The sequence below is a fragment of the Streptomyces sp. NPDC044044 genome (assembly GCF_056434405.1).
This window is the reverse complement of the sequence record NZ_JBWKFG010000009.1, coordinates 144,284-169,777: the sequence shown is the minus strand read 5'-3', so window position 1 is coordinate 169,777 and position 25,494 is coordinate 144,284. Positions and strand designations below refer to the sequence as shown.

The 25,494-nt window shown below is 71.2% G+C and carries 22 protein-coding genes and 1 pseudogene; 14 read left to right on the top strand and 9 right to left on the bottom strand.

Annotation, left to right across the window (positions count from 1 at the left end):
• Positions 1–7: 7 nt before the first annotated feature.
• Together AC07AG_RS31480 and AC07AG_RS31475 are read left to right on the top strand one after the other, a co-directional pair.
• On the top strand, positions 8–730 hold the full coding sequence (locus tag AC07AG_RS31480) for a 3-keto-5-aminohexanoate cleavage protein (RefSeq protein WP_478759534.1): 723 nt from the start codon (positions 8–10) through the stop codon (positions 728–730).
• Between the two features lie 102 nt (positions 731–832).
• A complete protein-coding gene (locus AC07AG_RS31475) occupies positions 833–1,903 on the top strand; it encodes an RNA ligase (ATP) (RefSeq protein WP_478759533.1) in 1,071 nt (356 codons plus the stop codon).
• Between the two features lie 865 nt (positions 1,904–2,768).
• On the opposite strand, the gene AC07AG_RS31470 is transcribed toward AC07AG_RS31475, so the two are convergent.
• The gene (locus tag AC07AG_RS31470; protein ID WP_478759532.1) at positions 2,769–3,383 is read right to left on the bottom strand and encodes a helix-turn-helix domain-containing protein; all 615 of its coding nucleotides are present in this window, start codon (positions 3,381–3,383) and stop codon (positions 2,769–2,771) included.
• An 80-nt stretch (positions 3,384–3,463) separates the two neighbouring features.
• Here AC07AG_RS31470 and AC07AG_RS31465 point away from each other — a divergent pair, with 80 nt between their 5' ends.
• Complete coding sequence (locus AC07AG_RS31465; protein WP_478759531.1) at positions 3,464–4,603, top strand: aryl-sulfate sulfotransferase; 1,140 nt, start codon at positions 3,464–3,466, stop codon at positions 4,601–4,603.
• A 4-nt stretch (positions 4,604–4,607) separates the two neighbouring features.
• The gene (locus AC07AG_RS31460) at positions 4,608–5,996 is read left to right on the top strand and encodes a uracil-xanthine permease family protein (protein WP_478759530.1); all 1,389 of its coding nucleotides are present in this window, start codon (positions 4,608–4,610) and stop codon (positions 5,994–5,996) included.
• Here the strand turns inward: AC07AG_RS31460 and soxR are convergent.
• Positions 5,953–6,420: a redox-sensitive transcriptional activator SoxR gene (gene soxR / locus AC07AG_RS31455; protein WP_478759529.1), complete on the bottom strand. Its 468-nt coding sequence runs from the start codon at positions 6,418–6,420 to the stop codon at positions 5,953–5,955. The genes AC07AG_RS31460 and soxR overlap by 44 nt on opposite strands.
• Positions 6,421–6,561: 141 nt before the next feature.
• Here soxR and AC07AG_RS31450 point away from each other — a divergent pair, with 141 nt between their 5' ends.
• On the top strand, positions 6,562–7,026 hold the full coding sequence (locus AC07AG_RS31450; protein WP_478759528.1) for a MaoC family dehydratase: 465 nt from the start codon (positions 6,562–6,564) through the stop codon (positions 7,024–7,026).
• A gap of 7 nt (positions 7,027–7,033) precedes the next feature.
• On the opposite strand, the gene AC07AG_RS31445 is transcribed toward AC07AG_RS31450, so the two are convergent.
• The 3 genes from AC07AG_RS31445 to AC07AG_RS31435 all read right to left on the bottom strand — a co-directional run bounded on the left by AC07AG_RS31445 (position 7,034) and on the right by AC07AG_RS31435 (position 9,291).
• The gene (locus AC07AG_RS31445) at positions 7,034–7,669 is read right to left on the bottom strand and encodes a TetR/AcrR family transcriptional regulator (RefSeq protein WP_478759527.1); all 636 of its coding nucleotides are present in this window, start codon (positions 7,667–7,669) and stop codon (positions 7,034–7,036) included.
• Positions 7,670–7,738: 69 nt separating this feature from the next.
• Positions 7,739–8,029, bottom strand: a complete 291-nt coding sequence (locus tag AC07AG_RS31440; RefSeq protein WP_249590892.1) for a YiaA/YiaB family inner membrane protein — start codon at positions 8,027–8,029, stop codon at positions 7,739–7,741.
• A 110-nt stretch (positions 8,030–8,139) separates the two neighbouring features.
• On the bottom strand, positions 8,140–9,291 hold the full coding sequence (locus AC07AG_RS31435; protein WP_478759526.1) for an acyl-CoA dehydrogenase family protein: 1,152 nt from the start codon (positions 9,289–9,291) through the stop codon (positions 8,140–8,142).
• Between the two features lie 84 nt (positions 9,292–9,375).
• Between AC07AG_RS31435 and AC07AG_RS31430 the strand changes: the two genes are divergently transcribed.
• The 3 genes from AC07AG_RS31430 (at position 9,376) to AC07AG_RS31420 (ending at position 11,960) form a co-directional block, all read left to right on the top strand.
• Entirely contained in the window at positions 9,376–10,026 is a 651-nt protein-coding gene (locus AC07AG_RS31430) for a TetR/AcrR family transcriptional regulator (RefSeq protein ID WP_478759525.1), read from the top strand.
• Between the two features lie 117 nt (positions 10,027–10,143).
• Positions 10,144–10,851, top strand: coding sequence for an ArsR/SmtB family transcription factor (locus tag AC07AG_RS31425; protein WP_478759524.1), 708 nt, complete (start codon positions 10,144–10,146; stop codon positions 10,849–10,851).
• A 68-nt stretch (positions 10,852–10,919) separates the two neighbouring features.
• Positions 10,920–11,960, top strand: coding sequence for an urea transporter (locus AC07AG_RS31420; protein WP_478759523.1), 1,041 nt, complete (start codon positions 10,920–10,922; stop codon positions 11,958–11,960).
• On the opposite strand, the gene AC07AG_RS31415 is transcribed toward AC07AG_RS31420, so the two are convergent.
• The 3 genes from AC07AG_RS31415 to AC07AG_RS31405 all read right to left on the bottom strand — a co-directional run bounded on the left by AC07AG_RS31415 (position 11,926) and on the right by AC07AG_RS31405 (position 16,120).
• Positions 11,926–13,281 (bottom strand): MFS transporter, encoded by a 1,356-nt coding sequence (locus AC07AG_RS31415; RefSeq protein ID WP_478759522.1) that lies wholly within the window; start codon positions 13,279–13,281, stop codon positions 11,926–11,928. The genes AC07AG_RS31420 and AC07AG_RS31415 overlap by 35 nt on opposite strands.
• Before the next feature lie 267 nt (positions 13,282–13,548).
• Positions 13,549–14,631 (bottom strand): Zn-dependent alcohol dehydrogenase, encoded by a 1,083-nt coding sequence (locus AC07AG_RS31410; RefSeq protein WP_478759521.1) that lies wholly within the window; start codon positions 14,629–14,631, stop codon positions 13,549–13,551.
• A 100-nt stretch (positions 14,632–14,731) separates the two neighbouring features.
• Positions 14,732–16,120 carry an aldehyde dehydrogenase family protein gene (locus tag AC07AG_RS31405; protein ID WP_478759520.1) on the bottom strand — a complete coding sequence of 463 codons (1,389 nt, stop codon included), beginning with the start codon at positions 16,118–16,120 and terminating at the stop codon, positions 14,732–14,734.
• Positions 16,121–16,459: 339 nt separating this feature from the next.
• Here AC07AG_RS31405 and AC07AG_RS31400 point away from each other — a divergent pair, with 339 nt between their 5' ends.
• The gene (locus tag AC07AG_RS31400) at positions 16,460–17,674 is read left to right on the top strand and encodes a S8 family peptidase (protein WP_478759519.1); all 1,215 of its coding nucleotides are present in this window, start codon (positions 16,460–16,462) and stop codon (positions 17,672–17,674) included.
• A 124-nt stretch (positions 17,675–17,798) separates the two neighbouring features.
• On the opposite strand, the pseudogene AC07AG_RS31395 reads toward AC07AG_RS31400, so the two are convergent.
• Positions 17,799–18,839, bottom strand: a pseudogene (locus AC07AG_RS31395) (endo-1,4-beta-xylanase); the annotation flags it as partial.
• 142 nt (positions 18,840–18,981) lie between these two features.
• Between AC07AG_RS31395 and AC07AG_RS31390 the strand changes: the two are divergent.
• The 5 genes from AC07AG_RS31390 to AC07AG_RS31370 all read left to right on the top strand — a co-directional run bounded on the left by AC07AG_RS31390 (position 18,982) and on the right by AC07AG_RS31370 (position 25,451).
• Entirely contained in the window at positions 18,982–19,974 is a 993-nt protein-coding gene (locus tag AC07AG_RS31390; protein WP_478759518.1) for a LacI family DNA-binding transcriptional regulator, read from the top strand.
• 138 nt (positions 19,975–20,112) lie between these two features.
• Positions 20,113–21,438, top strand: a complete 1,326-nt coding sequence (locus AC07AG_RS31385; protein WP_478759517.1) for an ABC transporter substrate-binding protein — start codon at positions 20,113–20,115, stop codon at positions 21,436–21,438.
• Positions 21,435–22,337, top strand: coding sequence for a carbohydrate ABC transporter permease (locus AC07AG_RS31380; protein ID WP_478759516.1), 903 nt, complete (start codon positions 21,435–21,437; stop codon positions 22,335–22,337). Before AC07AG_RS31385 ends, AC07AG_RS31380 begins: the two co-directional genes overlap by 4 nt.
• The gene (locus AC07AG_RS31375; protein WP_478759515.1) at positions 22,334–23,221 is read left to right on the top strand and encodes a carbohydrate ABC transporter permease; all 888 of its coding nucleotides are present in this window, start codon (positions 22,334–22,336) and stop codon (positions 23,219–23,221) included. The genes AC07AG_RS31380 and AC07AG_RS31375 overlap by 4 nt, the downstream gene beginning before the upstream one ends.
• Positions 23,222–23,234: 13 nt before the next feature.
• The gene (locus AC07AG_RS31370) at positions 23,235–25,451 is read left to right on the top strand and encodes a beta-xylosidase/alpha-l-arabinosidase (RefSeq protein WP_478759514.1); all 2,217 of its coding nucleotides are present in this window, start codon (positions 23,235–23,237) and stop codon (positions 25,449–25,451) included.
• Positions 25,452–25,494: the final 43 nt, after the last annotated feature.

Here is a 25,494-nt window from a genome sequence, read left to right as displayed (position 1 = left end):
TCCTGTGGTGATGCAGGTATGTCTGAACGGCGCCCGCGGCGCGGGCGATGGTGCGTTGATCCCGTTGTCACCCGGGGCGATGGCCGAGTCCGCGGCACAGGCCGTCGCGGCAGGCGCCCGGGATGTCCATGTACACCCCAAGACCCCTTGTGGACAAGACACGTTGGCGCCACGTGCGGTTGCGGCCGCGCTGGAAGCCGTCCGGTCCGTGACCTCCGTCCCGGTCGGGGTGACCACGGGAGCGTGGGCCGAACCGGACCCGGCCGGGCGGGTGGCGCACATCCGCGCGTGGACGGTGCTGCCCGACCACGCGTCGGTCAACTGGCACGAGCCGGGCGCGGAAGCGGTGGCCGAGGCGCTCCTGGAAAGGGGCGTGGGCGTGGAGGCGGGCATCTGGTCCGGCACGGAGAGCGCGGAGCGGTTCACGGCGTCCGCGCTCGGCCCGCGGGTCCTGCGGGTCCTCGCGGAGGTGACGGACCCCGACCCCGCGACGGCCCGCGACTCGGCCCGCGCACTCCTGACCGCCATCGGCCGGGCACACGGCCGCCCCGTCCTGCTGCACGGCGAGGAGGGCGGCACCTGGCCGGTACTGCGCCTCGCCGGACGCCTGGGGCTCGCGACGCGCATCGGCCTGGAGGACACGCTGGTCCTGCCGGACGGGGAACGGGCCGCGTCGAACGCCGAGTTGGTGGCGGCGGCGCTGTCTCTGCTGAGCAGACCGCCCCACTGAGGGGGCGGCGCGACGCTACCAGCCGCAAATCCGGTCGCTCCAGCGCTTTGCCGTCGGCACAGTTGACGTCGATGACCGTCGTAGAACCCAGGAGCCCGTCCCATGTCGACGCTGCGCGTGACCGCCGAAGTGCTGACCATCCATGAGCATCCCAACGCCGACGCCCTCGAACTGGCCCAGGTGGGCCTGTACCGCGCGGTCGTCGCGAAGGGCGCGTACCGCACCGGCGACGCGGCGCTCTACATCCCCGAGCAGTCCGTGCTTCCCGCCTCCCTGATCGAGGAGTTGGGGCTCACGGGCCGGCTCGCGGGCGGCAAGTCGGACCGGGTGAAGGCGGTACGGCTGCGGGGCGAGCTGTCACAGGGCATCGTGTGCCGGCCACGTGCGCTCGCGGAGGTCGACCTGGCGCGGGCGGCGGAGCAGGGCACGGATTTCGCGGAGCGGCTGGGCGTGTCCAAGTGGGTGCCCCCGATCCCGCCCACCATGAGCGGTGACGTGGAGTCCGCACCGGATCTGCTGCCCTGGGTCGACATCGAGAACATCCAGCGCTACCCGGACATCTTCACGCCCGGTGAGCCGGTGGTCGTCACGGAGAAGCTGCACGGCTCCGCCTGCCTGCTGACGTACGTCGCGGACGAGGGCGGCAGGGTGCACGTCTCGTCGAAGGGCTTCGGCTCGAAGTCCCTCGCCCTGAAGGAGGATCCGCGCAATCTCTACTGGCGAGCGGTCCACGGCCACGGGGTCGCGGGGGTGGCCGCCGCGCTGGCCGAGCGGCTCGGGGCGCGGCGGGTCGGCATCTTCGGTGAGGTGTACGGAGCGGGGGTCCAGGACCTCGCCTACGGCGCTGACGGGCGCCGCGAGACGCTCGGGTACGCGGTCTTCGACGTGAGCGCGGAGGTCGGCGGAGAGGTGCGCTGGCTGGACCCGGCGACCGTGCTCGCCGGTGAACTCCCCTTGGTCCCGCGCCTGTACGAGGGCCCGTACGACGCCTCCCGCGTCCTGGAGACCGCCACGGGGCGCGAGACGGTGTCGGGCCGGGCCCTGCATCTGCGCGAGGGGGTCGTGATCCGCCCTGCGGCCGAGCGGTACTCGCCCGTGACGGGGGGTCGCGCGATCGCGAAGGCGGTCAGTCCCGCGTACCTGACGCGAAAGGGCGGCACGGAGTACGAGTAGCCCTCCCGGGGTGGGGCGCGGCTGTACCCCGCTGCCGGGGCGGGCACCTGCCTTGCCCCGCCCCGCAGCGGGGGGCGCGCTGTACCCCGCTGCCGGGGTGGGTGCCTGCCTTGCCCCGCCCCGCAGCGGGGGGGCGCGCTTTACCCCGCTGCCGGGGTGGGTGCCCGGTCTCACCCGTCCCGGCAGCGGCTCCCCCTGAACAGACCTCTCCCACCCACCCGCCCGCTCACCCCGCATCCACCCCCGAACGAACAAGCTTTCCCGCCCACCCACCCGATTACCCCGCAGCGACGAAGGGTGGGTGGGGTGGGGTGCATGGCAGGGGGGTGGGTGGGGGGGGGACCCACACGGGGTGGGGGGGGAGGGGCGGAACCAACACTGGGTGGGGGGGGGAGTGCGTACGAGAGTGGGGTGGGTGGGGGCCGTACCGGCGGGGGTGGGGGGCGTACCAGCGGGGTGGGGGGCGTACCAGCGGGGTGGGGGCCGTGGGACCCGGGGCCCACGGACTCGCAGTCGGCAGCGCTCGTGAGGGGACGTGGCGGTATGTCCGCCCGGAGCACGGTTCCCGGCGCTCCGGTAGCGAAGCAGCAACGCGGCCACCGGACGATAGCGAGGACGGACATACCGGCACGGCCCCGCACCCAAGGCAGACCGCCCCCGCAGCCCACACGCACCCGCAGACGGCCACGCACGCGAGGGGACGTGGCGGTATGTCCGCCCGGAGCACGGTTCCCGGCGCTCCAGCAGCGAAGCAGCAACGCGGCCACCGGACGATAGCGAGGACGGACATACCGGCACGGCCCCGCACCCAAGGCAGACCAGCACCGCAGCCTGCGGCCACCTCAGCGCGGTCCCGCCGTGTATCTCAGCAGCCCCTGTCGTCCGTCACCCTTACCCCGTCCGCGATCCCTACCACCAGTACTCGCGTCCCCTCCTCCAACGGGCGCCAGCGGTGCGGCAGTTCGGCGGCGCAGTACAGGGTGTCGCCGCGCTCCAGGTGGTACACCGAGCCGTCCGCCTCCACCTCGGCCGAGCCGTCGGCCACGTACAGGATCTCGTCGTTGCGGTGGCGGTACTCGCGGCCCCAGTCGTGGTCGCCGGTGAACTCCAGCGCGTGCAGCCGCTGATGGCCCCGCACCAGCGGGCGCATCCGGGCCTCGCGCCCGCCCTCCCCCTCCCCCTCCCTCACGGAAGCCGATCCGCCGCGCACCACGTCCACCGGCCGCGGCGGATCCGCCGCGGCCAGGAGCTGGACGGCCGTCGTCTCCAGGGCGTCGGCGATGCGCTGCAGGGACCCCATGCTGGGCCGGGAGCGGCCGTTCTCCACCTGACTGAGGAACGGCGCCGAGACCCCCGCCCGCGCCGCCACATCGGCCAGCGTCAGATCCAGGGCGCGGCGAAGCCTGCGAATCCCGGGACCGATCCGCGGAGTGCCAGCCTCGCTCGACTCGCTCGACTTGCTCGACTCAGTCGTACCCATATCGCGAAGCCTATCCCTTGGGTTAACTTCTTCCGCACTGCTTAAGAAACTTAAGTAGCCGACAGCGAAAGGACACACCCATGCCCCCCGTGGACCAGAACCAGCGCCGCCGCCGCGGCACCGGCCTGATGGCCCTGGACGCGGACGCCAGCTACGGCGGCTACACCCTCTTCGCACCGCTCACCGGCAACGGCGAGGTCTACCTCATCGACGCCCACGGCGACATCGCCCACCAGTGGAACCTCCCGCACCGCCCAGGACGCCACGCACGGATCCTGCCGAACGGGAACCTCGCCTACAGCGGCGTACTGCCCGACGAGCCCGCGCTCTTCCCCATGTGGCACAAGTACCGCGGCGGGATCATGCAGGAGATAGCCCCGGACGGCACGGTCCTGCGCGAGCACCGCGACCGCTTCCAGCACCACGACGCGCACCACTACGGCGACGGGCGGCTCCTCTACACCGCCCTCGAACCCCTCACCGGCGCGGACGCGGCAGCCGTACGAGGCGGCGTGCCCGGATCCGAGGCCGAGGGCGGCACGGTCTGGGCGGACACCATCGTCGAGGTGGACGCCGAGGGGAACACCACCTGGGAGTGGAAGGTCTCCGAGCACCTCGGCCGCGCGGACTTCCCCCTCCACCCGGACTACGCCCGCGAGCACTACCCCCTGATCAACAGCGTGCTGCCGACGAGCGACGGCAACATCCTCGCCAGCTTCCGCTCGGTCTCCGCCGTCGTCGTCATATCCCGCGAGACGGGCGACATCATCTGGCGCTCCGAGCCCGGCGTCGTCTCCCAGCAGCACTGCCCCACCGAACTGCCGAGCGGCAACTTCCTCGTCTTCGACAACGGCGTGTTCCGGCCGCACTGGGACGTGCCGTTCAGCCGGGTCATCGAGATCGAGCGGGCGAGCGGAAAGGTCGTCTGGGAGTACCACGACCCGGCACGCGAAGCCTTCTTCGCGCCCTTCATGGGCAGCGCCCAGCGCCTGCCGAACGGCAACACCCTGGTCACCGACTCCCCCGCGGGCCGCCTCTTCGAGGTCACCGCGGACGGCTATCTCTGCTGGGAGTACGTCGTGCCGTTCTTCGGCGGCTATGACGAGGAAGAAGTCCGCAAGCTCTTCCCCTCCGAACCCAACGCCGTCTTCCGCGCCTACCGCTACGCCGCGTCCGAACTCCCCTGGCTCACCCCCGCTCCCGCACCAGCGAAGGGATGACCCCGTGGTCGCCCCCGTGATCGCCCCCGTCGACGAGCGTCTCCCCGTCGCGCGCCTCGCGCCCCTCGCCCTTCAGCACCTGCTCGCCGGGATCGCCGCACCCGTCTCCTCGGTGATCCTGATCGGCACGACGCTGCGCCTGACCGCCGCCCAGACGGCATCGCTGCTCAGCGCCACGCTGGTGCTGTGCGGCATCGGGGCGCTGCTCCAGTCCCTCGGCGTGCGGGCGCTGCGCGTCGGCGCCCGGCTGCCGTTCCTGATGCTGCCGGGCGGGGCCGCGGTGGCGATCTTCCTGCAGATCGGGAAGGAGTACGGGCCTGCGACGGCATCGGGGTCCGTACTGGTCGCCGCCGCCTTCCTGATCTGCGTACTGCCCTTCTACGGCCGCATCGTGCGGCTGTTCCCGCCCCTGGTGATGGGGACGACCGTCGTCCTGATCGGCGTCAACATGATCAAGGTGACCGCGCCGATGGTGGCGTCGGGCCCCGGCCCCGGCTTCGCGACGCTCGGCGTCATCGCGGTCCTTTTCCTCGTCCTGCGGGGCGTATGGCGGCAGATGGCGGTGCTCCTGGGCCTCGTGGGCGGCACCGCCATCGCGCTCCTCCTCGGCACGGACATCCATCTCGCGTCCGGCGCCGCGTTCGCGCTCCCTGACCCGTTCCCCTACGGCGCCCCGCACTTCGACCTGCTCGCCGCGATCCCGCTGCTCGTCTTCGCGCTCGCCTCGCTCGCCGAGGCCACCGGGCAGACGGTGCTCAACAGCGAGGCGGTCGGCCGCACCCCGGACGCGGGCAGGGACGTACCGCGCATCGCCCGCGCCGACGCCCTCGTCTCGCTGGGCGCCGGTGTCTTCGGCACCTCGCTGATGGTGACCAGCGCCGAGAACATCGGCATCGTCCAACTGACGCGTGTACGCAGCCGGTTCGTCACGGCCGGCGCGGGCGTGCTGCTGATCGTCTGCGGTCTGTTCACCCCGCTGACGCGGCTGCTCGCCGCCATCCCCGAGCCGGTGGTCGGCGCCGCGGGCCTGGTCATCTACGCGGTGATCGCCGTGCTCGGTTTCAGCATGCTGTCCCGGGTCGACCTCACGCACGGCACCGACAGCATCGTCGTCGCCCTCGCCCTGGTCGCGGGGCTGCTGCCGGTGATGACCCCGGGCCTGTACGCACCGCTGCCGCCCTGGGCGCACACGATCTTCGGCAGCGGGGTGGCGGCGGGGGCGCTCGCCGCGGTGATCCTGAGCGTGGCTTTCCGCCACCTGGGGCCGCGCGAACGGCCCGAGGTCACCACACCCCCCGAGGTCACCACACCCGAGGCAACGGCACCCGAGGTCACGACGCCCCGGACCGCTAAGCCCGAGGGCGCCGCTCCACCAACAGACGGGAGCCGGTGAGGCGTTCGCCGAAGACGTCGTCGGGGTTGGAGAGCACGCAGTTCTCCAGGGAGAGACAGCCGCAGCCGATGCAGTCCGTGAGGTGATCGCGCAGACGGCCCAACTGATTGATGCGCTCGTCCAGTTCCGAGCGCCAGGCCTCCGACAGGCGCGCCCAGTCCTCGCGAGTGGGAGTGCGCTCCTCGGGGAGCGAGTCGAGTGCCTCGCGGATCGTGGCGAGGGGGATGCCGACGCGCTGGGCCGCGCGGACGAAGGCGACGCGGCGCAGCGCGTCACGGTGGTAGCGGCGCTGGTTGCCCGACGTGCGGCGGCTGGAGATCAGGCCCTTGGACTCGTAGAAGTGCAGGGCGGACACGGCCGCGCCACTGCGGGCCGACAACTGGCCGACCGTGAGCTCGTGGATCTTCTCTGGGATCTGGGGCACCCCTCACACCCTAATGGCTGATCCGTCGGCTCTCGTGACTGGTCCGTTGACACACGTCCGTGACCGGTCCGTTGACACACGTCGGCGCACACAGCATGCTGAGCAAGCGCTTAGTTCGAATACTTTGAGGAGGCCAGGGACATGGCAGAGCCGAGGATCTTCGCGTCGGCCGACGACCTGCGTGCCGGAGTCGGCGAGCAGCTCGGGCACAGCGAATGGCTCGAGGTCGACCAGAAGCGGATCGACCTGTTCGCCGACGCCACGGGCGACCACCAGTGGATCCACGTGGACGCGGAGAAGGCGGCGCAGGGCCCCTTCAAGACGACCATCGCGCACGGCTATCTGACGCTGTCGCTGCTGCCGAGCCTGGTGCCGCAGGTCATGCGGGTCGAGGGCATGAAGATGGGTGTCAACTACGGCACCAACAAGGTCCGCTTCCCCTCCCCCGTACCCTCGGGTTCGCGGGTACGGGCGACCGCCGTGCTCAAGGAGGTCGAGCAGACCAAGGACGGCGGCGTGCAGGTGACCGCCGTGGTCACCGTCGAGCGCGAGGGCAGCGAGAAGCCCGCCTGCGTCGCGGAGTCGGTCTCCCGCTATTACTTCTGAACCGCTACTACTTCTGAACCGCTGTCCGAGCCCCCACCATGCGCAGCACGAGGTCGGCGTAGAGCGCGCCGACCTCGTCGGGCGTCCGGTGGCCCGCGACGTTGAACCAGCGGGCCACGTCGATGCAGAGCGAGAGCACGGCCAGCGTGGTGCCCGGCACGTCGGGGACGTCGAACTCCCCGTCCCGCACCCCGTCGTTGATCATGTCCCGCACGGCGGCGTCCGACTGGCGGCGCAGCGCGACGATCTCCGTGCGGTGCTCATCGCCGAGCGCGTCCAGCTCGTACTGGACCACTCGGGCGGTGGTGTGGTGGTCGGCGTGCCAGCGGACGAAGGAGCGTACGGCCTCCGCGAGGCGCTCCGCCGCGCTGCCCGGACCGTCGGCCGCGGTGCGCAGGACCAGCAGGGCCTTGTCGTGGCCGATCCTGCTGATGCGGTGGAGCAGCTCTTCCTTGGTCTTGTAGTGGATGTAGAGCGCCGCCGGGCTCATGCCGGCGCGGCCCGCGATGTCCCGGGTCGTCGTCGCGTGGTACCCACGCTCGGCGAAGGCCTCGACGGCGGCGATCAGCAGCCGCCGCGCCGCATCAGGCGTGACCTCGCCCCATGGCAGGTCATCGCCCTCGGTCTTCTCCGCCGTGCTCATCGCCCACTCCTTCCGCCGGTCGGGAGGGACACCATACCCCTGACGGTGAGCAAGCGCTTAGGACGCCGGTCAGGCCACCGGCTTGAACGGGTCGTGTTCGGCGAGAATCTTCTCCAGGCGGGCTTGGTCGACACGGCTGACGAGCTGGTCCGCCTCCTGCCGGTCCCTGATCACCTTGGCGAGGGTGAACGCGGACGTCGTCAGGTACAGGACGGAGATGGCGAGGAAGGCGCGGATCCAGCCGCTGACGTCGAGGCTGTAGATGCCGACCGCCGTCGCGCCGAGCGCCACGGCGAACGACGCGACCGCCTGACCGTAGTAGGCGGTGGTGCTCTGCTGCTTGACCGGTGTCTCACTCATGATCAGAGCCTCGCCCGGGAGCGGCTGCGCCACATCCGCTCCCGTACTCAGCTCCGGTACTCAGCTCACGTACTCGGTCACGTACTCCCTCACACGCTCGACCGGCGCGCTCAGAACGCCGAAACCCCCGTCAGCGCCCGTCCGATGACCAGCTTCTGGATCTGGCTCGTGCCTTCGTAGAGCGTCATCACGCGTGCGTCGCGCAGCAGCTTGCCCGCGGGGTACTCGTCGATGTAGCCGTAGCCGCCGAAGACCTGCAGCGCGTTGTTGGCGGCGCGTACGGCGGCCTCCGATGCGAACAGCTTGGCCTTGGAGGACTCCGTGGTGAAGGGCTGCCCGCGGTCGATGAGGTCGGCGACCCGCCAGGTCAGCAGGCGCGCGGCGTCCACGTCCACCGCGATGTCGCTGATCAGCTCCTGCACCAGCTGGTGTCCCGCGATGGGCTTGCCGAACTGCTCGCGCTCGGTCGCGTACGTCACGGCCGCGTCGAGGGCGGCCTGGGCGATGCCCACGCACCCGGCGGCGACCGACATCCGCCCCTTGGCCAGCGCCGACATGGCGACCGAGAATCCCTTGCCCTCGGGCGCCATCATGGCCGAGGCCGGGACGCGGACGTCCACAAGGACCAGCTCGGCGGTGGCCTGGCCGCGCAGGCCGAGCTTGCCGTGGACGGTGCGGCGGCTCAGGCCGGGGGTGCTCGTCGGCACGAGGAAGGCGGAAACGCCCTTGTGGCCGGGGGCGTCGTTCGTCCGAGCGAAGAGCAGCACGACATCGGCCCAGGTGCCGTTCGTGATGAACATCTTGGAGCCGTTGATGACGTAGTCGTCGCCGTCGCGCACGGCCTTCGTCGAGAGGTTTCCCGCGTCGGACCCGGTGCCCGGCTCGGTGAGACCGAAGCAGCCGACGAGCTCCCCGGAGGTGAGCCCCGGCAGCCACTGCCGCTTCTGCTCCTCGCTCCCCCAGTACGCGATGGTCTTGGCCACGAGGCCCAGCGAGACCGACACGATGCCACGCACGGACGAGTCGCCGCGCCCCAGCTCCTCGGTCACCAGGCAGTAGGCGAGGTGGTCGCCGCCCGAGCCGCCGTACTCCTCGTCGATCGTGAGCCCGAGGAAGCCGACCTCGCCGAGCTTCTTCACGATGGACCGGTCGACGCTCTCGGCGCGGTCCCACTCGATGACGTGCGGGGCGATCTCGCGGGCCACGAAGTCCTTGGCCAGCTGCCGGACGGCGGACTGCTCCTCGCTGAGCTCCAGATTCATCGGGGGCACCTCTTCGGGTCGACTCTGCGGACCGGATTTAAATTAGCACTGCTAGTTTCTTACGGCAGCCCTACTATGTGCCGCATGGCCCGACCGCGCAAGCCCCTCCTCAGCAGAGATCGCATCGTCGGGACGGCGCGCGCGCTCGTGGACTCCGAGGGCCTCGCCGCCGTCTCGACGCGCCGCCTCGCGGCCGAGCTCGGGGTCAGCGGGCCCTCGCTCTACAACCACTTCCGCACGAAGGACGAGATCCTGGAGGCCGTCGCGGACTCGGTGAGCGCGCAGGTCGACCTGTCGATGTTCGAGCCCGCCGACGAGCGCGACTGGCGTACGGCACTGCACGACTGGGCTGTCTCCTATCGCGCGGCACTCACCCTGCACCCCAACATCGTTCCGGTGCTCGCCTCGGGGCCCGGCCGCCGCCCGGCCGGACTGCGGCTCGCGGACGCGGTGTTCGGCGCGATGGTCGACGCGGGCTGGCCCGCCGCGCAGGCCACGTCGATCGGCGCGCTGATGCGGTACTTCATCATGGGCTCGGCCCTCGGCTCCTTCGCCGGCGGCTTCGTGGACGACGAGACCGCCTACGACCCGGCCGACTATCCGCACCTGGGCCAGGCCCACCTCCTGGCCGAGCGCCAGCAGGAGATCGACGAGCGGGCCTTCGAGGCGGGACTGCGGGCACTGCTCGACGGGCTCGCGCTCCAGTACGCGCAGGTGGCGGCGCCCACCGGATGACGGTCCCGCGACCGCGACCACCGGGACGACCACCGGGACGACCACTCGACAACCGCCCTGCGACGCCCGGTTGACCGTTCGGCGCACACCGAACGGTTCCCGGCGCATCCTTGAGCCATGACGGATCCCGCCACCCCACGCCTCGCCGCGCTCGCCGGGCTCATCGCCGACGAGACGCGCGCCGCCTGCCTGCTCGCGCTGCTCGACGGACGGGCCTGGACCGCGGGCGAGCTGGCGCGGCACGCGGGGGTCGCCGCCTCCACGCTGAGCGAGCACCTGGGGAAGCTGGTCGCGGGAGGACTGCTCACCGAGGAGCGGCAGGGGCGCCACCGCTACGTCCGCCTCGCCGACGCGCGGGTGGCGCAGCTGGTCGAGGACCTGACCTCGTACGTACGGCCGGGCGGGGCCGCGGCCAGGCCACCGCGCACGCTGCGGGAGTCCAGTGCGAGCGGGGCGATGGCGCGGGGGCGCACCTGTTACGACCATCTGGCGGGCCACTTGGGGATCACGATCACCCGGGCCATGACGGAGCGCGGGCTGCTGCGACAGGACACGGGCTTCGCCCTGACCGACGAAGGGGTCGGCTGGTTCGGGGAGTTGGGCATCGCCCTGGAGCGCACCGGCAGGCGCCCGCTGGCCCGCGCCTGCCTCGACTGGACGGAGCGCAGACCGCACCTGGCGGGGGTCGCGGGCGCGGCACTGTGCCGCCACGCCCTTGACACCGGATGGTGCGTGCGGATCGGTTCGGAGCGGGCGGTCAAGGTGACACCGGCGGGGGCCCTGGCGTTGGAGACGCACCTCGGTATCGCCGCACCCGACGAGTAGATGTAAAGTGCATCCGTCTTGTCGGGTGAAACATGGACGTAACACGGGAGCGAGCCATGGGGCCCTCAATGGATGCCAGGCGTCGGCCACTTGGGGCCCTGCCCTTCGCCGCTCACGTCCTGCGCGGCCAGGCACAGGTCACCTTCCTGCCCAGCGCGACGGCGGGCGCCCTCTTCTGCGTGGCGCTCTTCGCCGCGGGCTGGCAGTACGGCCTCTACGGTCTGGCAGGAACGGCCGTCGGCACGGCCACGGCACGGCTCCTCGGCGCGGCGCACGACCGCGTGTCGACCGGCCTCGAAGGCTTCAACGCCTGCCTCACCGCCCTGTGTTTCGCCGTGTTCCTCGGCGCCGGACATCTGTCCACGGCCGCGCTCGCCCTCGCGGGCTGCGTGGTGGTCACGGTCGTGACGGCGGCGGCCGCCAACCTCCTCGCCGTCTGGGACCTGCCCTCGCTCACGCTGCCGTACTGCCTGCTCGCGAGCGCCACGACCATCGCGGCGCCCGGCTTCGAGCGGGTCTGGCACCACGGGGACGCCCTGGCCGCGCTGACGCGCGCGGCGACGGGCCCGACCTCGCTCCAACTCGACGACCTGGCACGGGCGTTCTTCGCGGGCTTCGCGCAGATCTTCTTCATGCCGCAGTGGTACGTCGGCGCGGTGCTGCTCGTGGGCCTCTTCGTCGCGAGCCGTCGCGCGGGGGCCGTGGCGTGCCTCGGCAGCGCGGTCGGGATCGCTTCGGCGTGGGCGCTGGGGGCGCCCGCCGCGCAGATCGCGGACGGCTCGATGGGATACAACTCGGTGCTCGTCGCGCTCGCGCTGTGCGGCGTCTTCCTTCCGGCGCGGGGCGCGACGCTCGCGTACGCGACGGTGGGCGCGGCCACCGCGACCGCCGTCAGCTCGGCGATGTCGGCGCTCCTCGCGCCGTCCGGCGGGCACACCTTCACCTGGCCGTTCGTCCTGACGACGCTCGCGTTCCTGGCGGCGGCCAAGTCCTTCTCACGGCTGCGTACGGCGCATCCGGCGCCGTCGGGCGTGACGGCGCCGGATGCGGATGTGTCGTCGGCGGCCGGTCCCGTCAGCGGGAACTCGCCCGCCCCGCAAGCACCTTGATGGAGATCAGGGCGATCACCGCGAGCCCGATGATGTACGCGGAGACGGCCATCGACGTGCCCGTCGCCTCCAGGAGCAGCACCATCACGAACGGCGCGAGCCCGCCGCCGAACACGGCCGCGATCTGGTAGCCGAGCGAGGCTCCGGTGTAACGCATCTCGGCCGTGAAGAGCTCCGCGAAGAGCGCGGCCTGCGGCCCGTACATGATGCTGAGGAAACAGCTGGTCACGAAGGTGCCGACGGCCAGCCACAGCAGTGAACCGGTGTCGATGAGCAGGAACATCGGCACGGCCCAGACCGCGAGACCGGCGGCACCCAGGGCGTAGATCCTCAGCCGCCCGATGCGGTCGGAGAGCGCCGCGGACGCCGGGATCAGGGCGAGCTGGGTGAGGCTGACGCAGAGCGAGACGGTGAGGACCGCGCTGCGCTTCATGTCGAGTTCGCGGGTGGTGTAGTCGAGGACGCCGGTGATGATGATGTAGAACGTCGCGGTGTTCACCGCGAAGGAGCCGCCGGCCAGGAACACGGTGCCGAGGTGGTGGCGGAGGATGGTGCGCAGGGGTGAGTTGCCCCCTTCGGCGCCCGCGCCCTTCTGGCTCTTCTCCTTCTCGGCGAGCGCGCGCTCCGCCTCGCGGAACTCCGGCGTCTCCTCCACGCGCGTGTGGATGTACCAGGCGAGCACGAGCACGAGGAGGCCGACCATGAAGGGCACCCTCCACCCCCATGCCTCGAAGGTGCTCTCGCTGGTGACGGCCCCGGCGATCAGGAAGACCGTGTTGGCGGTCACCACGCCGATGGGGACGCCCAGTTGGACCAGACTGCCGTAGAGGCCGCGCTTGCCCTCGGGGGCGTACTCGGTGGCCATCAGCATCGCGCCGCCCCACTGCGCGCCGACCGCGATGCCCTGGAACACGCGGAGGGTGACGAGGAGGATCGGCGCGGCGATGCCGACCGTCTCGTACGTGGGGAGCAGGCCGATGCCCGTGGTGGACAGGCCCATCAGGGTCAGCGCGAGGACCAGCATGGGCTTGCGGCCACGCTTGTCGCCGAGGTGGCCCGCGATGATGCCGCCGATGGGGCGGGCCAGGAAGCCGACGGCGAAGGTGGCGAACGCGGCGAGCACTCCGGCGGACGAGCTGCCGGAGGGGAAGTAGAGGTCGCCGAGGACGAGGGCGGCGGCGATGCCGAAGACGAAGTAGTCGTACCACTCGACGGCCGAGGCGAGAGCCGCCGCGGTGGCCACCTTGCGGCGGTGGGGGTCCGCCGGTGACGCGGGAGCGGGAGCAACCAGGGGGGCTGCGGAGGACGGTGCGGGGTCCATGCGGTGCACACTCCGGTGGGTCCGGGGACGGGACAGGGGGTGGGCGTGTGATTGCAGGGACCGTACCGACCGGTGGGTATGTGGTCAACGGTTCACACAGGAGGTTCCTTCCCCGACCCCTCCCCGCCCCGAAAACCCGGCTCCACCGGGACCGATGCGTTCCGTCGGTCACCGGCTTCGCCGAGTTCGTCCTCGAACGCCGGACAGCCGGGCAGCCGGACAGCCGGACAGCCAGTCAGCTGGGCAGCCGGACGGGCTGAAAGGTGCCTAGAACACCACCAGCGCCCGTCCGCCCTTGCCCGCCACCATGTTCTCGAAGGCCGCGGGAATCCCGTCCAGCGCGATCCGGTCGGTCACCAGGCCGCTCAGGTCGAGGCGCCCCGCCCGGACATGCCCGGCGAGGACCGGCAGGTCCGCCACGGGGTCCGAGTTCCCGTACACGCACCCCGAGAGCGTCCGGCCCCAGTGGAAGATCTCCAGGGCATTGAAGGTGACCTGCTGGTCCTTGCCGCCGATGCCGACCACCGTCGTACGCCCGCCGCGGCGCGTGGACTCCCAGGCCGTACGGATCGTCACCGCACGCCCCACGCACTCCACCGCCACGTCGACACCCTGGCCGCCCGTCAGCTTGCGGATGTCCTTCGCCGTCTTCTCGGAGGCGACCACGTACTCCGTCGCCCCCGCGGACCGCGCCAACTCCTCCTTCTCCGGGGACACATCGACCGCGATGATCTGCGAGGCTCCGGCGATCCGTGCCGCCTGGAGCGTCGCGAGACCCACGCCCCCGACTCCGTAGACCGCCACCGTCTCACCCTCGCGGACCTTCGCCGAGTGGTGCACGGCGCCGTACCCGGTGAGCACGGCGCAGCCGAGGAGCGCCGCATCGGTCAGCGGGATGCCGTCGGGGGCCGGCAGCACGCAGTTGCCCGCGACCACCGTCTCCTCGGCGAAGGCGGCGACGTTCAGGCCCGGGTGGAGGTCGGCGCCGTCGGACGCACGCTTGGCGTACACGTCGGCCGCACCGGCCAGCGCGTTCACGCACAGCCACACCTCACCGAGCGAGCAGGGGTGACAACTGCCGCAGGACGGCGCCCAGTTGAGGATCACGTCGTCGCCCGGTGCGACGTGCGTGACCCCTTCCCCCACGGACACGACCGTCCCCGCGCCCTCGTGCCCGAGCACGGCGGGCACGGGTACCCGCATCGTGCCGTTGGTCAGGGACAGGTCGGAGTGGCAGACCCCGGCGGCGGCGAGACGCACCCGCACCTGACCCGGGCCCGGCTCGGGCAGGTCGATCTCGGTGATCTCCAGGGGAGAGCCGACGGCGGGCAGAACAGCGGCGCGGACCACGGTGACGTACTCCTTGGGTGCGGACGGAAGGGGGACCAGAACTGAGGATCAGAACTGGGGATCAGGACCGGGGATCAGGACCGGGGGTCAGAACCGGGGATCAGAACTGGAGCGACTTCGTCTGGAGGTACTCCGCGAGCCCGTGCGGGCCCAGCTCCCGGCCCACTCCCGACTGCTTGTAACCCCCGAACGGGGCAAGGGGGTTGAAGCTGCCGCCGTTGATGTCGACCTGTCCGGTGTCCATGCGGCGGGCGAACGCGATCGCCTCCGCGTCGTCGGCCGCCCAGACCGCGCCCGCGAGGCCGTACACGGTGCCGTTCGCGATCCGCAGGGCCTCGTCCTCGTCCTCGTACCTGATGATCGAGACGACCGGGCCGAAGATCTCCTCCTGGGCGATCGTCATCTCGGGGGTGACGTCGGCGAAGACCGTCGGCTGGACGAAGTAGCCCTGCTCGCGCGGCGCTTCGGAGCCGCCGGCGACCACGCGGGCGCCCTCCTCGACCCCCTTGTCGATGTAACCCCGCACGCGCGCCTGCTGCTTGGCGTTGACGACGGGGCCGATGCGGGCGCCGTACTTGGCCGCGGCCTCCGCGGCGAGCGAGACCGCCTCGTCGTACCGCGCGGAGTCCACCAGCATGCGGGTCCACGCGCTGCACGTCTGGCCGGAGTTGGACATGACGTTGGCGACGCCCGCCTTGACCGCCGCGGTCAGGTCGGCGCTGGGCAGGATGACGTTGGCGGACTTGCCGCCGAGCTCCAGGGCGACGCGCTTGACCGCGGCGCCCGCGGTCGCGCCGATCTGCTTGCCGACCGCCGTCGATCCCGTGAAGGAGACCAGGTCGACGCCCTCGTGCTCGGCGAGCGCCTGGCCCGCGACCGGGCCGAGTCCGGTGACGAGGTTGAAGACGCCTGCGGGGATGCCCGCCTCGTGCGCGGCCTCGGCGAAGAGCTGGGCGGTGAGCGGAGTGTCCTCGGCGGGCTTCAGGACCACCGTGCAGCCCGCGGCGAGCGCGGGGGCCACCTTGTTGACGATCTGGTGGAGGGGGTAGTTCCAGGGCGTGATCGCGCCGACCACGCCGACCGGCTCCATGTAGACGGTGGAGTTGCCGATCTTCTCCTCGAAGGCGTACGTCGCCGCGAGGTCGGCGTACGAGCCGGAGACCAGGATCGGCACGCCCGCGTGCACCATCTGCGAGAACGGGAGCGGGGAGCCGAGCTCCGCCGTCACCGTCTCGGCGATCTCGTCCTTGCGGGCGACCAGCTGGTCACGCAGCGCCCCGATGAGCGCGCCGCGCTCGGCGGGCGGGGTCGCGGCCCAGGAGGGGAAGGCCTCGCGGGCGGCTCGCACCGCCGCGCCGACGTCCTGTGCCGTTCCGGCGGGGACCTGGCCGATCGGCTGCTCGTCGGCCGGGTTCAGGACCGTGATCGTGTCCGTGCCGGCGGCGGGCCGCCAGGCGCCTCCGATGTACATGCCGTCGTGGGCCTTCATCGCACTCCTCAGGTGGTCGTCACAGGTAGTCGTCCGTACCCCGTCCGCACCCCAAACTAGCGCTGATAGTTTTTTGACACCAGGGGCGTCGGGGCGGGGCATACGCCGCGGCTCGACACCTACCCCCCAAGAGTTCCGCGCAAGTTCGATTTCGTGCATGTGACAGACACATGTCAAGACGCCAACTCCCTTGATCTACGCCCGTAGAGCCGCCAGTCTGCTGTTCGCGCCGGGAGCGGAACGCACCGCTCCCGGCTGTGTGTGCGATCACGCACACGCCCCCACAGTTGCGCCGCCCGACCCAGGGCGCGCGCCGCCTATGAGGAGGACTCCCTCGTAATGGCAATGCTGCGCAGCAAGAAGACTGTGATCGCCGCGGCGATCTCGACCGCCACCGCCGCCACGCTGTTCGGTGCGGTCACCGCCCTTCCGGCCCAGGCCGCTCCCGCCGAAGGCACCGTGATCGGGGCCGGTTCGGCCGACGCCGTCAAGGGCAGCTACATCGTCACCCTGAAGAAGAACTCGGACTTCAGCGCCGCCTCGACCCAGGGCAAGGGCCTGATATCGGAGTACGGCGGCTCGGTGAAGAAGACCTTCAAGTCCGCCCTCGACGGATACACCGTGGAGCTGAGCGCGGCGGAGGCGAGACGCCTCGCCGCCGACCCCGCGGTCGCCACGGTCGAGCAGAACCAGCGGGTCACGGCCGACGCGACCCAGACCAACGCTCCCTGGGGTCTGGACCGCATCGACCAGACGAGCCTGCCGCTGTCCGGCACCTACACCTACCCGGACACCGCGGGTTCGGGCGTCACCGCGTACGTGATCGACACCGGTGTGCGCATCACGCACTCCGAGATCAGCGGGCGCGCGGTGAACGGCTACGACGCCGTGGACGGCGACACCACCGCCCAGGACGGCAACGGCCACGGCACGCACGTGGCCACCACCATCGCGGGCAAGACGTACGGCGTCGCCAAGAAGGCCAAGATCGTGGCCGTCCGCGTGCTCGACAACAACGGCTCCGGCACGACCGCCGGTGTCATCGCGGGCATCGACTGGGTGACCGGCAACCACGCGGCGGGCGCACCCGCCGTGGCCAACATGTCGCTGGGCGGCGGGGCATCCACCTCGCTGGACAACGCGGTGAAGAACTCCATCGCCGACGGCGTCAGCTACGCGGTCGCCGCGGGCAACGAGGGCGTCAACGCCTCCTCGTCGTCCCCGGCGCGGGTCCCCGCGGCCATCACGGTCGGCGCCACCAGCAACACGGACGCCAAGGCCAGCTGGTCCAACTACGGCTCGGTCCTGGACATCTTCGCGCCGGGTGTCTCGATCAAGGCGGGCTGGAACACCAGCGACACCGCAACGAACACCATCTCCGGTACGTCGATGGCCACTCCGCACGTCGCGGGCGCCGCGGCGGTCTACCTGGCGGGCCACACCTCGGCCACGCCGGCGCAGGTCTCGTCGGCGCTGGTGAACGGAGCCACATCGGGCAAGGTCACGAGCCCGGGAACCGGCTCGCCGAACAAGCTGCTCAAGATCGTCCCGTAGTGGCCGGTCCGATCGGCTCGTAGCATCTCGTAGTACCCCGTAGTACCCCGTTCCCCGGAGGCAGCCGGCGCCTCCGGGGAACTCGCGCTCGTCAGGGCGTTCAGCGTGTTCGGCGGCCGGACCAGCCGAGCGCCTCGGCGATGCCGTAATAGGCGGGCTTGGGCCGGAAGTTCTCGTCGTACGGAGTCGCGGCGCCCTCACCCTCGAACCAGTCGGGGATCCAGGAGTCGGAGTCCGTGAAGCCCCAGACGGTGATGCCCGCACAGCGCGACACCGCGAGGCAGGCGCTGGTGACGGCCTTGTAGTCGGCCTTCTGCTGGGCGAGTTTCGCGTCGGTGGCCGGGACCTGCATACGGATGTCGAGCTCGGTGACGGCGACGTCGACGCCCAGATCGGCGAACCGCTTGATGTTCGCCTGGAGCGTGGACGGCACCTGACCGACGATCAGATGCGCCTGGAGGCCGACGCCGTCGATCGGGACGCCCTGCGCCTTCAGGGACTTGACCAGGTTGTACAGGGCGTCGGACTTCGCGTTGACGCCCTCGACGTTGTAGTCGTTCACATAGAGGTCGGCCTGCGGGTCGGCGGCACGTGCCGCGGTCAGTGCCTCGGCGATGTAGGAGTCCCCCAGCTCGGTCTGGAAGATCGACTGCCTGCGCGACCCGTCCTCGTCGAACGGCTCGTTGACCACGTCCCAGTGGTCGACGCGGCCCTTGTAGCGGCCCGCCTCGGCCGCGATGTGCCCTTTCATGATCGTGCGCAGCTCGGCGCCCGACCAGTTTCCGGAGCTCAGCCACGACGGGAGCTGGCTGTGCCAGACCAGGGTGTGGCCGCGGACCTGCTGCGCGTGCCCCTCGGCGAACTCCACCACGCGGTCGGCGCCGGACCAGTCGTACGTGCCGCGCCGCGGTTCGACCGACTCCCATTTCATCTCGTTGCCGGGGGTGATCGAGCCGAACTGGTCGGCGGCGACCGAGGCGTAGGTGCCGGTGAGCTTGGAACCGGTGACGGCGGTCCCGTAGTAGATGCCCTTGGCGGCGGCGAGTTGCTTCAGTCGCGGGTCGGCGGCGGCCGTGTGCCCCGTGGCCGTTCCCGTGGCCGACAGGATCAGTGCCGCGACGACCGGCAGGCCGCACGCGGCTCTGGTTAAGTTCTGTAGCTTCATGGATGTCCCTCTCCTCTAGGCTTCACGTCAACTCCGGTGTTCCGGAAGACTTCTGCAAAGTTTCGAGAATGCGTCCGGAACGGTAAGGGCGTGACGGGGACTCGTCAATGGAGGTGGGGAAGTGAGCCGGTCAAGGAGCAAGGTGACCATCACGGAGATAGCCCGGCAGGCGGGCGTCTCGGTGCCGACGGTCTCGCGGGTGGTCAACGGCCGGTCCGACGTCTCGGAGGAGACCCGCGCGCGCATCGAGGACCTGCTGCGCGAGCACGGCTACGAACGCAGGCCGACCGCGCCCGGCAGCCGCGCCGCCCTCGTCGACCTGGTCTTCAACGACCTCGACAGCCCCTGGGCCGTGGAGATCATCCGCGGTGTGGAGGAAGTGGCGCACGCGGCAGGTGCGGGCACGGTCGTCTCCGCGATCCACGGTGCGTCGGGCTCCGCCCGGCAGTGGATGAAGAACCTGCGGGCCCGCGCGTCGGACGGCGTGATCCTGGTGACCTCGGTCCTGGAACCGGTGCTCCACGACGAGCTGCGGCGCCTCGGCGTGCCGCTCGTCGTGATCGACCCGGCGGGCTCACCGGCCCTCGACGCACCGACCGTGGGCGCCACCAACTGGGCGGGCGGCATGGCCGCGACGGAGCATCTGCTCTCCCTGGGCCACCGCAGGATCGGCTTCATCGCGGGACCGCCGAGGCTCCTGTGCTCCCGGGCCAGGCTCGACGGCTACCGTGCGGCCCTGGAGAGCGCGGGCGTGCCCGTCGACGACGCGCTGATCGTGCCGGGCGACTTCTACCACGCGTCCGGGTTCGCCGGAGCGGGCGAACTCCTCGGCCTTGCCGAGCCGCCGACCGCGCTCTTCGCCGCGAGCGACCAGATGGCCCTGGGCGCGATCGAGGCCCTGCGGCGGCGCGGCCTTCGTGTCCCCGAGGACCTCAGCGTGGTGGGCTTCGACGATCTGCCGGAGGTCAGCTGGTCGGCGCCGCCCCTGACGACCGTGCGCCAACCCCTGTCCGACATGGGGAAGTTGGCGGCGCGCACGGTGCTGCGGCTCGCGCTCGGCGAGGAGCCCGCGTCGCCCCGCGTCGAGCTGGCCACGGAGCTCGTGGTGCGGGCGAGCACCGCGCCGCGGGTCTGAGCGGCCTCCGAGGCCCCTCCCTCACCCTTACCGCCAACTCCCTTTCCTGTCAGGAGCGTTGACACGTACGAACGCCGCCCGTAACTTCCGTGCGCATCGACCGATAGTTTTCGGAACTCTTCCGGAAGGTGCGCTGCGATGCCTACCCCTCCTCTGCGCCGACGCATACGTACGGCCCTGGCCACCGCGGCCCTGACGCTCGCCGCCACCGGCCTCTCCGCCTGTGGCAGCGGCGGTCCGCAGGACAGCGCGGGCGGTGGTGGCGCCGCGCTGGAGGCCTGGGTCTACGGCGACCCGTCGGCCGCCGTGCAGCGCAAGGTCGTCGACCGCTTCAACAAGACCTCGGACGTCAAGGTGAAGCTCGTCGAGATCCCCGGCGAGGGCTATCAGGACAAGATGCGCACCTCCATGGGCACCGCCAACGCCCCCGACATCTTCTTCAACTGGGGCGGCGGCTCCATCAGCGACTTCGCGGCCAAGGACATGCTCGTCGACCTCGGTCCGTACATGAAGAAGGACCCCGCCCTGAAAAAGGCGTTCATCCCCTCGATCCTCGACGCGGGCCGCATCGACGGGACGTACTACGGCGTTCCGATGCGCGGCATGCAGCCGGTGATCCTCTTCTACAACAAGAAGGTCTTCCGCGAGGCGGGCGCCGAGCCCCCCGCCTCCTGGGACGACATGCTCGACCTGATCGACACCTTCAAGGAGAAGGACGTCACGCCGTTCGCGCTCGCGGGCGCCGACCCATGGACCGAGCTGATGTGGCTGGAGTACCTCCTCGACCGGTTCGGCGGCCCCGGGGTCTTCCAGAAGATCGTGGACGGCGACAAGTCCGCCTGGAACGACCCGTCCATGATCAAGGCGGGCGGGACGATCCGCGACCTGGTCGACCGCGGGGCCTTCGGCAAGAACTACAAGTCCGTCAACTACACGGCGGACGGCGCCTCCACCCTCTTCGCCCGCGGCAAGGCCGCCATGCACCTGATGGGCAGCTGGGAGTACGCCAACCAGCAGGCCAACCAGAAGGAGTTCGCCAAGTCGGGCCTCGGCTGGACCGCCTTCCCCGCGGTCCCGGGCGGCAAGGGCGACCCCAAGGACGTCGTCGGCAACCCGACCAACTACTGGTCCGTCAACGCCACCCGGGTGAAGAAGGGCGAACGGCGGGACGCGGCGGTGGAGTTCCTGAAGTTCGCGTCCCAGCAGAGTTACGCCAAGGACCTCGTCGCCAACGGAGACGTGCCGGCGACCGCGGACGCGAAGTCGCAGCTCTCCGCGCACGAGAACCCCGACTACGCCACGTACCAGTACGACATGGTGAGCCGGGCCCCCTCCTTCACGCTCTCCTGGGACCAGGCGCTGCCCGCCAGGTTCACCGCGCCGCTCACCAACAACCTGCAGAAGCTCTTCAACGGCGACCTGAGCCCGAAGGGCTTCGCCGACGCGATGCGGGAAGTGAAGTGAGCCCGGCCCGCCATCCCCGCGGCCCCGGCCGCCCCGGCCTCCTGTGGGCCGCGCCAGGCGCCCTGTTCTTCCTCTGCTTCGCGCTCGGCCCGCTCGTCCTCGTCGGCTATCTCTCCTTCACCGAGTGGGACGGGCTCGGCGGGCTCCCCTCCTTCAGCGGCACCGGCAACTGGAGCCGCCTGTGGCAGGACTCCACCATGCGCGGTGCGGTGGTCCTGAGCCTGCTCCTGACCGCGCTGACCTGGCTCGTGCAGACGCCGGTCGCGCTGCTGCTCGGCGTCTGGGCGGCCGGACGGCAGAAGAACCGCGCCGTCCTGAGCACCGTCTTCTTCCTGCCGCTGCTCGCCTCGTCCGTGGCGCTCGCGCTGCTCTGGAAGACGCTCCTGGACCCCAACTTCGGCCTGATCGCCGACATCGGGCCGTGGATCGGCTTCGAGGACGGCGACGTGCTCGGTTCCTCGCGGGGCGCGTTCGGGGCGGTGCTCTTCGTGGCGACCTGGCAGTTCATCCCGTTCCACACGCTGCTCTACCAGGGCGGCGCCCGGCAGATCCCGCGCTCCCTCTACGACGCGGCGTCGATCGACGGGGCGGGCACGGTACGGCAGTTCTTCCACATCACGCTGCCGCAGCTGCGCAACACCGTCATCACCTCGTCCGTCCTGATGGTGGTCGGCGCGCTGACGTTCTTCGACACCGTCCTAATCCTCACCGAGGGCGGCCCCGGCACGGACACCACGATCGTCCCCTACTGGATGTACGAGACCGGCTTCGTCTCCCGTGACATGGGCTACGCCAGTGCGATCGCCACGGCGCTCGTCGTGGTCTCGACGGGCATCTCACTGCTGCTCGTACGGCTCACCGGCTTCGCGGCCATGCGCTCGACCCGGGAGGGCCTGTGACCAGCACCCTGGAGCGGCGTCCCGACACCCGCGGCCCCGCGCGGCCTCCTCACAGGACCCGCCGTCGGCGCGAACGCCCCAACGTCCCCGCCGGATTCGCCTCGCTCCTCTGGCTCGTGATCATCGCGCTGCCGCTGTACGTCCTGATCGCCACGACCCTCCAGTCGCGCGACGCCTACTTCGAGCGCGGCCCGCTCTCCGTCCCCACCGAGCCGACCCTCGACAACTACCGGCGCGTCCTGGACAGCAGCTTCTTCACCTATCTCCTGAACACCGCGGTGGTGACGGCCGCCTGTGTCGCCATCGTCCTGGTGCTCGGGGTGTGCGTCGGCTACGCGGTGGTGCGGGCGCGGGGCCGGGGCGCCCAGCGCCTCTTCCAGATGTTCCTGCTCGGTCTCGCGATCCCTGCCCAGGCGGTGATCATCCCGGTCTTCCTGCTGATCACGAAGTTGCAGCTGTACGACTCGCTGCTCGCGGTGATCCTGCCGACGGCCGCGTTCTCGCTGCCCGTGAGCGTGCTGATCCTCGCCGGTTCGATGCGGGACATCGACGAGGAGCTGTACGAGTCGATGGCTCTCGACGGCGCGGGCCCTGCCCGCATCCTGCTGCGCCTGGTCGTGCCGATGGCGCGCGGCGGCATCTCCACGGCCGCCGTGTACACCGCCCTGCAGGCCTGGAACGGTTTCCTCTTCCCGCTGATCCTCACCCAGTCCCCCGAGTCCCGGGTGCTCACCCTCGGCCTCTACGACTACGTCGGCGAGTTCCGCGTCGACGTGTCGGCGCTGCTCGCCGCCGTGGTCCTTTCCATCGTGCCCATCTTCGCCGTGTATCTCTTCGCCCGCCGTCAGCTGGTCGACGGTCTGATGGGCGCGGGCGGCCGCTGACTTGAGGAGTTTCATGGTCCACCCCTGGCAGGACACCACGCTGCCCGCGTCCGAGCGGGCCGCGGACCTGCTCGCCCGGATGACCGCGAAGGAGAGACTCGCCCAGCTCTCCAGCGTCTGGCCGGGCTCGGACGCCCAGGAGACCGGCGATGTGGCGCCGCTCCAGCACGAGGTGGCGCAGCGCGTCGACCTGGACGAGCTGCTCCCGCACGGACTCGGCCAGCTCACGCGCCCCTTCGGCACGTCCCCGGTGGCACCGGCCGATGGCGCGGCCCGGCTCGCCGCCTTCCAGGAGCGCGTGCGGGCCGCGAACCGCTTCGCCCTGCCCGCCGTCGCACACGAGGAGTGCCTCACCGGTTTCACCGCCTGGCAGGCCGCCGTCTTCCCCACACCGCTCGCCTGGGGTGCCTCCTTCGACCCCGAACTGGTGGGCAGGGTGGCCGAGTCCATCGGTGCGTCGATGCGCGCGGTCGGCATCCACCAGGGTCTCGCCCCGGTCCTTGACGTCGTGCGCGACCCGCGCTGGGGCCGCACGGAGGAGTCGATCGGCGAGGACCCCTACCTGGTGGCGACCATCGGCACGGCGTACGTACGAGGCCTCCAATCGGCGGGGATCGTCGCCACGCTCAAGCACTTCGCGGGCTACGCGGCCTCGCGCGGGGCCCGCAACCACGCCCCGGTGTCCATCGGCCCGCGCGAGCTCGCGGACGTCGTCCTGCCGCCCTTCGAGATGGCGGTACGGGACGGGGGCGCCCGCTCGGTGATGCCCGCGTACAACGACCTGGACGGTCTTCCGGCCCACTCCCACCATGCGCTGCTCACCCAACTCCTGCGCGAGGACTGGGGGTTCACCGGGACCGTCGTCTCGGACTACTTCGGGGTGTCCTTCCTGGAGTCCGCCCATGGGGTCACGGACTCCAGGGCGGGTGCTGCCGCGCTGGCCCTTGCGGCGGGGGTGGACATCGAGCTTCCGGCGGTGCGGTGCTTCGGGACGGGGGCCGTACCGCAGGACACGGTGGACCGGGCCGCCCTGCGCGTACTGACCCAGAAGTGCGAGCTGGGGTTGCTCGACCCGCAGTGGGCGTCACCCCCGCCCACGCCGTCCGTGGATCTCGATCCGCCCCATATGCGGCTGCTCGCACGCGAGTTGGCCGAGGAGTCGGTGGTCCTGCTCGCCAACGCGGCCGGGGTGCTCCCCCTGGCCCCCGGCACCCGGATCGCCGTGACGGGCCCGCTCGCCGACGACCCGGCGGCGATGCTCGGCTGCTACACCTTTCCGCGCCATGTGGGCGTGGAGCACCCGCGGCTGCCGATGGGCGTCGCCGTGCCGACGCTGCTCCAGGCGCTGCGGGCAGAGTTCCCGGGTGCGGTGTTCGTCGACGACCCGGCCGACGCGGAGGTCTGCGTGGTCGTGGCCGGGGACAGGTCCGGGCTCTTCGGGCGTGGCACGTCGGGTGAGGGATGCGACGCGCCGGACCTCGAACTCCCCGACGACCAGGGCGATTTGATCGACGCCGCCGTCCTTTCCGGCACCCCCGTGATCCTGGTCCTGCTCACCGGCCGCCCTTACGCGCTCGGGCGCTGGGCCGACCGCGTCGCCGGGGTGGTGCAGGCGTTCTTCCCGGGAGAGGAGGGGGGCGGTGCGGTCGCGGGCGTGCTGTCGGGCCGGGTCAATCCGTCGGGCCGGCTCCCGGTCAGCGTGCCCCGTGAGCCGACGGGCCAGCCCTGGACGTACCTGGCTCCCCCGCTCGGCCACCGGGGCGAGGCCAGCAACCTCGATCCGACCCCGCTGTTCCCCTTCGGACACGGCCTGTCGTACTCGACGTTCGCGTGGGAGGTGTCTCCGGTCCCCGCCGATCTGCCCACGGACGGCGAGACGACCCTGCGCGTCACGGTCACCAACACGGGTGATCGCCCCGGAGCCGAGGTCGTCCAGCTCTACCTCCACGACCCGGTGGGCCGCGTCGCGCGCCCCGTGGCCCGCCTGGTCGGCTATGCCCGGGTGCCGCTCGCCCCCGGCGAGTCCGCGGAGGTCCACGCCACGTTCCACGCCGACCTGGCGTCGTACACGGGCCCCGACGGCCGGCGGATCGTGGAACCGGGAGCGCTTGAACTCCGCGTCGCCGCGTCCAGCACGGTGGTCCACGACCGGGTGCGGCTGACCTTGACGGGACCTGAGCGGGCCGTGGGCCATGAGCGGCGGATGCGGTGCGAGGTGCGGGTGAAGTGAGTGGCCCTGCCGCGCGGTGACCGTCGATCACCGGCTCCGCCGG